Source organism: Streptomyces sp. NPDC088554 (assembly GCF_044752945.1).
Classification (GTDB): Bacteria; Actinomycetota; Actinomycetes; order Streptomycetales; family Streptomycetaceae; genus Streptomyces.
In genome coordinates this window covers 362,002-368,531 of sequence record NZ_JBIVMF010000003.1, presented here as the reverse complement: position 1 = coordinate 368,531, position 6,530 = coordinate 362,002, and the positions used below count along the sequence as shown (strand labels likewise).

The 6,530-nt window shown below is 70.2% G+C and carries 7 protein-coding genes and 1 riboswitch; of the genes, 2 read left to right on the top strand and 5 right to left on the bottom strand.

Annotated elements, in window-relative coordinates; translation table 11 throughout:
- On the top strand, positions 1 to 479 hold a 479-nt coding region (locus tag ACIP8W_RS05580), incomplete at its 5' end, for a PfkB family carbohydrate kinase (protein WP_402202033.1).
- Positions 480 to 682: 203 nt separating this feature from the next.
- Here the strand turns inward: ACIP8W_RS05580 and ACIP8W_RS05575 are convergent.
- Both ACIP8W_RS05575 and ACIP8W_RS05570 read right to left on the bottom strand, forming a co-directional pair.
- Entirely contained in the window at positions 683 to 1,507 is an 825-nt protein-coding gene (locus ACIP8W_RS05575) for an SGNH/GDSL hydrolase family protein (RefSeq protein WP_401953401.1), read from the bottom strand.
- 182 nt (positions 1,508 to 1,689) lie between these two features.
- Complete coding sequence (locus tag ACIP8W_RS05570) at positions 1,690 to 2,718, bottom strand: LysM peptidoglycan-binding domain-containing M23 family metallopeptidase (protein WP_402202031.1); 1,029 nt, start codon at positions 2,716 to 2,718, stop codon at positions 1,690 to 1,692.
- 4 nt (positions 2,719 to 2,722) lie between these two features.
- Positions 2,723 to 2,911, bottom strand: a riboswitch (cyclic di-AMP (ydaO/yuaA leader).
- Positions 2,912 to 3,319: 408 nt separating this feature from the next.
- Between ACIP8W_RS05570 and ACIP8W_RS05565 the strand changes: the two genes are divergently transcribed.
- Positions 3,320 to 4,132 (top strand): tyrosine-protein phosphatase, encoded by an 813-nt coding sequence (locus tag ACIP8W_RS05565; protein ID WP_401953396.1) that lies wholly within the window; start codon positions 3,320 to 3,322, stop codon positions 4,130 to 4,132.
- A gap of 10 nt (positions 4,133 to 4,142) precedes the next feature.
- On the opposite strand, the gene ACIP8W_RS05560 is transcribed toward ACIP8W_RS05565, so the two are convergent.
- The 3 genes from ACIP8W_RS05560 to ACIP8W_RS05550 form a co-directional block, all read right to left on the bottom strand.
- A complete protein-coding gene (locus ACIP8W_RS05560) occupies positions 4,143 to 4,325 on the bottom strand; it encodes a DUF6126 family protein (RefSeq protein ID WP_401953393.1) in 183 nt (60 codons plus the stop codon).
- Positions 4,326 to 4,413: 88 nt separating this feature from the next.
- Complete coding sequence (locus tag ACIP8W_RS05555) at positions 4,414 to 5,037, bottom strand: helix-turn-helix domain-containing protein (protein WP_401953391.1); 624 nt, start codon at positions 5,035 to 5,037, stop codon at positions 4,414 to 4,416.
- Between the two features lie 81 nt (positions 5,038 to 5,118).
- Positions 5,119 to 6,510, bottom strand: a complete 1,392-nt coding sequence (locus ACIP8W_RS05550) for an aspartate aminotransferase family protein (protein ID WP_402202028.1) — start codon at positions 6,508 to 6,510, stop codon at positions 5,119 to 5,121.
- Positions 6,511 to 6,530: the final 20 nt, after the last annotated feature.

The following is a 6,530-nucleotide window of genomic DNA, read 5'->3' as shown; positions in this document are numbered from 1 at the left end:
AGCGGGGAGAAGATCTGGCCGTACGCGGGGAAACCCGTGGCCATAAATTGCGCGGTATTTGGCCGCACACGGGGAGCTTACGGAGACCGCCGTCACGGGAGTTCGCGTTCCGCTCCGATCTGGTGTTCCTCAGCGCGGCCGGGGCGGGTGAGCGGATCGCCTCGGTGATGCGGGAGATCCTCCGCGAGGGCCGGGCCGAAGCGGTGATCGCGACGGCGGGCGCGGGCGGCTCGTACGTGATGACCCGTGAGGGCGGCCGGTCCCCGCGCCCGGTCCCGGCGACCCCGCCGCCCGCCCCCGTGGTGGACTCCAACGGCGCGGGCGACGCGTACGTCTGCGGCTTCCTCCACGGCAGGCTGGCCGGCCGCGGTCTGGAGGAGTCCGCCCGGCTCGGCGCGCGGGCCGGTGCCTACGCCTGTACGGCGGAGGGCGGCGAGGCGCTGATCGGTCCGGAGGATCTCGTGGCGGACCGGGACTGACCGGTCACGGCGGGTCAGGTCCGGCGCACCGGTGCGTACCGTACCGCCGGGCGCTCGCGGTGTGCGCCTGCCCTGACAGCCGTCATGTGCGTCCGGAGACGCCACTGTTGCACGACGTGCTCGCGGGCGGGATAGCCGGAGCGGGTCCCGGCGGCCGGTGTGACGTGCCGGGACCCGCTTCCCTGTTGTCCAGGGCTCCGGTGTCAGTGCTCCAGCGGCAGCAGGTCGGGGCGCTTCGCCTCGACCTTGTCCCCGGAGGACTCGCCGCGCAGTCTGCGTCCGATCCAGGGCACCAGATACTCCCGCGCCCAGTGGATGTCGTCCCGCCGCACCTCAAGGGTGCCGCGCGGCGGTTCCGGCGGCCAGATCTGGTCGGGGTCCGCCGGTACGTCGAGTCCGAGCACCTGGGCGGCGCGCAGCGCGACCCGGGTGTGGCCGTCGGGCGACAGATGCAGCCGGTCGCCGTCCCAGGCGCGCCTGTCCTGGACGGACTTCAGAGCCCAGAGGTCGAGTACCGGACAGCCGTAGCGATCGGCGATGGACCGGGTGTGGGCGGTGAAGGTGGCTATCTTGCCGCGCAGATGACGCAGCACGGGGACGCCACGGGTGTCGAAGCCGGTGGTCAGCATGACCGTGCCGACGGCACCGGTGAGTTCGGCGACGGCCCGCTCGAAGCGCTCGGCGACATCGTCGGGGTCGGAGCCGGGACGGAGGATGTCATTGCCACCGGCGCAGAAGGTCACCAGGTCGGGGGCGAGTTCCTTCGCCCGGGGGATCTGCTCCTCGACGATCTGGTCGAGGAGTCGGCCGCGCACGGCGAGATTGGCGTACCGGAAATCTCCGTGCCCGGTGTCCGGGACCGGGCCGGTCACCGGCAGCCGGTCGGCGAGCAGGACCGCGAGCCGGTCCGCCCAGCCGACGAACTGTCCGTCGGGGCCCGGGTCTCCCACGCCCTCCGTAAAGCTGTCGCCAATCGCCGCGTACGACCCGAACACGCCATTTTCTCTTGATCTCGAATCGTCTGCCACAGCAGATCATTTTCCACCGGGGATGTGACCTACGCGACCGTAGGGAGGGGTTGACCCCGGGTGAGAAACGCCATCCGTCAAGTTTTCCCCAACCGGGAATAGCCGTATACGACCGCTGCCCGGCACGGAGAGTGCCGGGCAGCGTGGTGCGGGAGCGCTATGAAATCGGACAGCGGGACGAATCAGACCGTGACACCGTACGCGCGCAGATAGGCCAGCGGGTCGATGTCCGAGCCGTACTCCGGTCCGGTGCGGATCTCGAAGTGCAGATGCGGTCCCGTGACATTGCCGGTGGCACCGGAGAGACCGATCTGCTGGCCTTGGCCGACGCTCTGGCCGGTGGAGACGGAGAGGGACGACAGATGGGCGTACTGCGAGTACCTGCCGTCGTCGTGCCGGATGACGATCTGGTTTCCGTACGAGCCGCCCCAGCCCGCCGTCACGACCGTGCCCGCGCCGACCGCCTTGATGGTGGAGCCCGAGGGCGCGATGAAGTCCACCCCGGTGTGGTAGCCGCTGGACCAGCTTCCGCCCGAGGCGCGGTAGGAGGTGCCGACCGCCGAGTCGACGGGCCGGGTGAAGCCCGAACCGCTGCTCTGCGCGGCCTTGTCGGTGGTCGGGGCCTCGGCCTCCGGAGCCTTGGTCACGGTGGACGGCTTCGCGGACCCCGAAGAGGACGAGGCGGACGAGGCGGAGGACCGCGACGAGGACGGGGTCCCGGAGGACTCCGCCCGGGTCTCGGCGCGGGCCGTCGTGGCCTTCGATCCGAGGGTCAGCTTCAGCCCGGGGTGGATCATCCCGGGGTCGCCGCCGACCGCCTCGCGGTTGTCCTCGTACAGCTTCTGCCAGCCGCCCTGGACGTTCTGCTCGTCCGCGATCCTGGACAGATAGTCACCGGAGACCACGGAGTAGGTCTTCGTGGCCCTCGCCGCGGCGATCTGCGCGGCCGCCCGCTGCTGCGGTACGGCGGTCGCGCTCTGCACGGCGGCCTCGCTCCGGGCCGTACGCGCCGCGGAAGCGGCCTGCGCGGCCGCGGGCACCGCCTGCGGCAGCTCGGAGGTGGCCTGCGGGGCCACGGAGGGAGCGGCCTCGGCGCCGGCGGCGCCGATGAGCGGAAGGGCGATGGCCGCGCCGCCCGTACCCGCGGCGATGAATCCGCGGCGCGAGAACGGACTGCTCTTCGGACGACGGTGCTTACCCTTGGCGGGCATGGTGCGTTCCTCTCCGGCGCCTACGAGGTGAGCTGTCGGGTTCGGGCTGGAGATGCCCGGCCGCGTTGCGCGACTTCACCCCGAGCCGTCCGGGTCTCCGGATCGGCGTACTACCGTGGGTCCCCCGCTCCTGCCACACATGGATGGATGGATGTGTGCTCCGGTCGGCGGCAGGATTCGGCGTTCCGTCCGGATTGAGGGTGAACGTAGGCGAGTCGGACGGCCGGAACAAGCCGCCACTTTCGGCCACGGCCGACCACTCGAATATCGCCGGACATCACCGTCACCCTGCGTGCCTCACGAACCGTCAGTTCCCCTGGGGGGAGTGAAATCCCTTTCTCCCCATCGCCACGGAACGTCACGGATATGATTCCGCTCACTCATCGATCCCCATATCCACTTCCATGGGGGCAGGTTATGCGGAAGTACCCAATACGGTCAGGTCGCCATTTGGGCTGCATTAAGGCGAACATAATGTCCGGTTGATAGGCATCTGAATACAGCTCCACCGGGCCGATCGCCCTCTTGAACAGATGTCGTAGGGTCAGAAGCCGGTATCGTCGGCGGGCCGCGCCGACGGCAGACCACGGAGGAGCACGCCGTGACGCAGCAGCTGCCGCACATCCCGTCGACGGAGCCCGAACTGTCCGGTGTGCGCAACTTCCGTGATGTGGGCGGACTTCCGACCACGGACGGCCGACGGGTGGCCCACGGCAAGCTCTTCCGCAGTGGCCATCTCGCCCATGCCACCGACACCGACACGGCCTTTCTCGCCACCCTCGGTCTGCACACCGTCTTCGACTTCCGCAACGAGGCCGACCGGAAACTGGACGGTCCGGATGTCGAGCTGCCCGGCGTACGCAATGTGAACATCCCGCTCAGCGACCCCGCCGACGGCGCCGAGTTCTGGCGGATGGTCCGCGTCGGCGATCTCGGCCAGCTGCGCTCGCTCCTCGCGGAGGGCAGGGCGGCGGCGCGGATGATCGCCTCGTACCGGATGATCATCGTGGACCGCACCGCCGAGCACAGCCGGATCCTGCACGCGCTCGCCTCGGACAGCGTGCCCGCGCTCCTGCACTGCGCGGCGGGCAAGGACCGGGCCGGGCTCTCCGTCGCGGTGGCCCTGCTCGCGGTCGGTGTCGAGCCGGACGCGATCGAGGCGGATTATCTGAAGTCGAACGACCCGCACCGCCGCTACCGGGTCCGGCGCGGCGACACCTCACCCGCCGGAACCTCCCCCGAGGTGATGGAGCTGCTCGCGCCGCTCTTCGACGCGCGGGTGGAGTATCTCGCCGCCGCCTTCGAGACCATCGAGAAGACCTGGGGCGGCACCGACCGCTATCTCGCCGATGGTCTCGGGGTCGCCCCCGAGACCCGCGAGCTGCTGCGCGCCCGTCTTCTCGACAACGGCTGACGGGCGCCCGCTATCCCTTCGCGCCCAGCTCGAAGAGCACGTACAGAAACGCGGCGAAGACATGTCCGGCCACCAGATAGGCGAACAGCCGGATGACCAGCCCCCTGGGGAACTTCTTCTCCTCCCGTACGGACCGGCCCCCCGGGCTTTCCGGCTCGGTCGCAGCGGCTACGCGGTTCTCTGATTCCGGCATGGTGCGGGCCTCTCTCGGAATGTGATCGGAAACGTGATCGGGGAATGGCCGGGAATGTGGTCGGGATCGTGATGAAACGTGGAACGGCTCAGCGGCGACGCACCCCCGCGCCGAGGCACAGCTCGGCGGCGGGGCTCTGCACCAGGGTGTGGACGAACAGCAGCTCGGTTCCCTCGGCTCCGTCCGCGGCGATACGGTGCGGGGTGAGCGAATCGAAGTGCGCGCTGTCCCCGGGCCCGAGCAGATGCCCGGTGCCCCCGAGGCCCAGCCGCAGCCGCCCTTCGAGGACATAGAGCCACTCCTCCCCCGGATGTACGCGGACCAGGTCGCCCTGCGCCCCGTACGGCACCCGGAGCCGGAGCGGCTGCATCGCCCGGCCGGGGGAGCCCGCCTGGTGGTACGTCCAGCCGTCGGCCTCGACGGGGTCGGTCCGACCGGCCCGGACGATGGGGTCGCGCTCCGGTGGCAGCTCGCCGAGCAGCTCGGAGACGGTGGTGCCGTAGATCCGGGCCAGGGCCAGCAGCATGGGCAGGGAGGGCTGTCTGTGGCCGGTCTCCAGCCGGGAGAGATGGGCGGGCGACAGCCCGGCCCGCCGGGCCGCGGTCTCCAGCGTCAGCGCACGGCCCCGGCGCAGCTCGCGCAGGCGTGGCGCGACATCCGGCAGGTGCTCGGGCGGCGCGTCGGCCGGACCGCCGCCGGGAGGGATGCTCATGCCTCCATTCCGCCAGGAACTTTCCTCCGGGGCAAATTTCTTGCCTCGGAGGCAATTCAGTCCGGCCCCCGACGGGAAAAACTACCGGTTGGCGACGGCCTGCTTCACCAGTGTCCGCCCGAAGTCCCACATCAGTCCGCCGCCCCCATGGGCATCGTCCATGACGGCCGTGAAGGCGGTCACGAAGCGCTCGACCTCCCGCTCGCCGATGGTCAGCGGCGGGATCAGCTTGATCACTTCGAGCCGGTCGCCGGATACCTGGGTGAGGATGCGGTGCTTCTGGAGCAGCGGTACGACCACCATCTGCGCGAAGAGTCCCTTGCGGGCGGCCTGGAGCATGGTCCAGCGGCTGCGCAGCCCGATCGAGTCCGGCCGGCCGAATTCGATGCCGACCATCAGGCCCCGGCCGCGCACCTCGTACAGCAGCTCGTAGCGGTCCACCAGCGCCGTCAGCCGTGCCGTCAGCAGCTCCCCGGTGGCCCGTGCCCGCTCGACGATCCGCTCGTCCTCCAGTACGGACAGCACGGCCAGGCCCGCCGCCATGGCCTGGGCGTTGGAGCCGAAGCTCGCGGAGTGGACCAGCACCCGGTCCATCGAGGAGTAGACCTTCTTGAAGATCCAGTCCTTGCCGAGCGTGGCGCCCACGGGCACGTAGCCCCCGGAGAGCGCCTTCGCCACACAGACGAGATCCGGCTCGACGCCCTCCTCGTGCTGGTAGGCGTAGAAGTCCCCGGTGCGTCCGAGGCCGGTCTGTACCTCGTCGGCGATGAGCAGTGCCCCGTGCCGGTGCAGCAGTTCCTGGGCGGCGCGCAGAAAACCGGGCGGCGCGGTGTGCACGCCCTTGCCCTGGATCGGTTCGACGATCAGTGCGGCCACATCGCCACGGGCCAGCTCCCGTTGGAGCGCGTCCAGATCGCCGAGCGCGAGGGCGGTGTCGGGCAGCAGCGGGGCGAAGCCGTCGCGGAAGCCGTCCTCGCCGTTGACCGACAGCGAGCCGGTGGTCAGCCCGTGGAAGGCGTGCGAGCAGTACAGGATCCTGGGTTTCCCGGTGGCGTACCGGGCGAACTTGAGGGCGGTCTCCACCGCTTCCGTACCGCTGTTGCCGAAGAACACCCGGTCGAGATGGGGGCTGTGGGCCAGGAGCTTCTCGGCGAGCAGTCCGGGCAGCGGCTGGCAGTCGAAGCGGGTGAGATCGGCGAGCGAGGCGTCGAGGACGTCGTGGAGCGCCTTGCGTACGACGGGGTGGTGCCGCCCGAGGCCCATCACCCCGAAGCCGGCGAGCATGTCCAGGTAGTCGTTGCCGTCCTCGTCCCAGAAGTAGGCGCCCTCCGCGCGCTCGTAGACCCGGTCGAAGCCGATGGTGCGCAGCATGCGCGGGAGCTGGTGGTTGAGGTGTCTGGTGTGCAGTTCGTAGCGTTCGGCGCCGCGCTCCGCGAGCAGCCGCGCCAGGTCGAATCCCCGGGGTCCGGTCATCAGGTGCCCTCCTTGCGTGC

Coding starts and splice junctions, on each gene's coding strand:
- ACIP8W_RS05570 (WP_402202031.1), bottom strand. CDS start 2,718: ATGCCCGCCAAGGGTAAGCACCGTCGTCCGAAGAGCAGTCCGTTCTCG.
- ACIP8W_RS05560 (WP_401953393.1), bottom strand. CDS start 4,325: ATGCCGGAATCAGAGAACCGCGTAGCCGCTGCGACCGAGCCGGAAAGC.
- ACIP8W_RS05555 (WP_401953391.1), bottom strand. CDS start 5,037: ATGAGCATCCCTCCCGGCGGCGGTCCGGCCGACGCGCCGCCCGAGCAC.
- ACIP8W_RS05550 (WP_402202028.1), bottom strand. CDS start 6,510: ATGACCGGACCCCGGGGATTCGACCTGGCGCGGCTGCTCGCGGAGCGC.